This is a genomic window from Ideonella azotifigens (assembly GCF_006519715.1).
Lineage (GTDB): Bacteria > Pseudomonadota > Gammaproteobacteria > Burkholderiales > Burkholderiaceae_C > Ideonella > Ideonella azotifigens.
The window spans coordinates 1-2434 of sequence record NZ_VIDT01000758.1 but is presented as its reverse complement, the minus strand read 5'-3'; the positions used below and the strand labels follow the sequence as shown (position 1 = coordinate 2434).

The 2434-nt window shown below is 67.0% G+C and carries 3 protein-coding genes; 2 read left to right on the top strand and 1 reads right to left on the bottom strand.

Annotation, left to right across the window (positions count from 1 at the left end; genetic code table 11):
- Window positions 1-270, top strand: a 270-nt coding sequence (locus tag FKP22_RS27325) for an ACT domain-containing protein (protein ID WP_375140623.1), incomplete at its 5' end; no start/stop codon positions are given.
- A gap of 59 nt (window positions 271-329) precedes the next feature.
- On the opposite strand, the gene FKP22_RS27320 is transcribed toward FKP22_RS27325, so the two are convergent.
- A complete protein-coding gene (locus FKP22_RS27320; protein ID WP_141291098.1) occupies window positions 330-1772 on the bottom strand; it encodes a PPC domain-containing protein in 1443 nt (480 codons plus the stop codon).
- 246 nt (window positions 1773-2018) lie between these two features.
- On the opposite strand from FKP22_RS27320, the gene FKP22_RS27315 reads away from it, so the two are divergent.
- Window positions 2019-2434: rhodanese-like domain-containing protein (locus FKP22_RS27315; protein ID WP_259372465.1), on the top strand; the 416-nt coding region annotated here is incomplete at its 3' end.

The following is a 2434-nucleotide window of genomic DNA, read 5'->3' as shown; positions in this document are numbered from 1 at the left end:
TTCCCGGTCAAGCCGCGGGTGCAGTTGCGGCCGGACGAACGGGGCCAGCGCTGGCTGCTGTCGGTCAGCGCAAGCGACCGCTCCGGGCTGCTGTACGCGATTGCCCGCGTGCTGGGCGCGCACCAGATCAGCCTGCAGCTCGCCAAGGTCTCGACCCTGGGCGAGCGGGTGGAAGACACCTTCCTGATCAGCGGCATGACGCTGGCCCAGCCCAAGGTGCAGCTGCAGATGGAAAGCGAGCTGCTGGACGCCATCGCGCCAGCAACTTGAAGCCAACGCCAGCAACTTGATGAAGCCACGAGGCGCCCTTTCAGCGCCTCGCCTTCAGTTCACTCGCCGCTGGTGCACAGGCGGAAGTCGCCCGAGCCGTCCAGCGCGGTCACGGTCCAGCGCAGCATGCCGGCTGGCGCGGTCTTCGTCGTCACCGTGCCATCGGTGCTCACGCTGGTCGACGAGCCGATGACCTGCCATTGGCCGTCGGCAATCTTCTGCTCCAGGTAGAGGTCGAAGTCCAGCGGGTAGATCTCGTCGTGCATGAAATCGGTCTGCACCGTCATCTTCGCGCCAACCTTGCCACCGGCCGAGTCGAACTTGAAGCGTGCCGCCTGGCCGCGGTACAGCGTGCCGACGTGCTGCGTGGTACCTGATGGGCAGGCCGCGCCGGTGTAGCCGCCACCGCCGAGCTCATAGGTGGCAGTGAGGGCGACGTTGCTGTAGCTGTCGAAGCTCCTCAGGCCGATGTAGTAGGTGCCGGCCTTGGGCGTGGGGAACACGCAGGTTTCGTTGGCGCCATTGCCGAACACGTCCGAGCTGCAGTCGTATTGCCACCAGCTTGGCACCTCGCCGCGGCTGACATACATCAGCAGGTCGGCCGAGGTGCTGCCGGTGGTCGCCACTGTCAGCTTGCCGGCGCCTTCGGGCACGTCGATCTTGTAGTAGTGCATGTCGCTGTCGCCCCAGCTGCCGCTGAGGCCGGTCAGCGGCACGCCGTTGCCCAGGTCGGTCAAGGGCGACGGGGTGGACAGCTGGGCCGTCAGCGCGACGTTCTGGAAATCGGTGTTGCCTGTCACCTTCACGTACCAGGTGCCGACCTTGGGGAAGCCCTGGTCGCAGCTCATGCCGCAGCCATTGCCGTCCGGGCTGGGTTCCTGCTGGTACTTCATGGACAGGCTCACATCGCCGCTGCCGCCGGCATTGCTGACCACCAGGTGCGAGGTGCCCTTGGGCACGCTGACCTTGTAAAGCACCGAGCTGCCGGCCGCGCCGGACACCTGCGCCGGCACGCCGGACGCCAGCTTGATCGCCTTGGGCCCCTGCTGGGTGCCCAGGGTGTAGCTGGCCAGCAGCTGCGCATCGGTGTAGCCGCCGATGTAGATGCTGCTCAGCATGACCGTGTAGCGGCCGGGCTTGGGGTTGTAGAAGGTGCAGACGTCGTTGTTGCCTTCGGCGCCGGTGTAGCAGTCATAGTGCATCTTGCTGACCGGCTTGCCGGCGGCGGCCATCCACATGTCGGCATCGCCGCTGCCGCCGGTCACACTGACGGTCAGCGAGCCGGCGCCTTCGGGCACGTCGATTGTGTAGAAGCGCTTGGTGTCGCCACCGTCGCTGACGGCCAACACCGTGTCGTTGGCCAGCGCGATGGCGCCGACCGACGAGGCGGGCGTCTTGTAGGGATCCGAGGCAGCGCTGGCGGCAGCGGTGGCCAGCAGGCCCCAGGCCAGCCACGCGGGCCGGGAGAACAAGGCGAGGGACGAGGTCCGGGACTGGGACATGGGGATGAGCTCCGAAGGCAGATGAAAGCAAAAACCGGCATGCAGGCACGCCGGCAACCAATGCGGCGAAGCATGCCCAGCAGTCCGGCAACGGAGTCCTCGCCGGTCTTGGTTTTTTCTGGTTTTTGCCGGTCTCCCGGCAAGCGTGGCAAGGATTTGGCAACGGAGGCCTTTTCGAGGGCTGGCCGTGACCGCTGGCCTGTCTTTGATCCAGCGGACAATCGCCGCGATGCCCGCCTTCCTCCCATGAGTTTTTCTCCCATCCAGGTGCCGGACTGGCTGGCCCAGCCAGCGCAGTTCGATTGCGTGATCGATGTGCGCTCGCCGGCCGAGTTCGCCGACGACCACCTGCCGGGCGCCGTCAACTGGCCGGTGCTGGACGACGCCGAGCGCGCCCATGTCGGCACGGTCTACACCCAGGTCTCGACCTTCGAGGCTCGCAAGCAGGGCGCGGCGCTGGTCTCGCGCCGCATCGCCGACATGCTGGAGCGCCACGTGGCCGACAAGCCCAAGGACTGGCGGCCGCTGGTCTATTGCTGGCGCGGCGGCCAGCGCTCGGGCAGCCTGTCGCTGGTGCTGGCGCAGATCGGCTTTCGCACCCGCCAATTGCAGGGCGGCTACAAGGCCTTCCGGGCCCAGGTGCGCGAAGACCTGGCCACCCT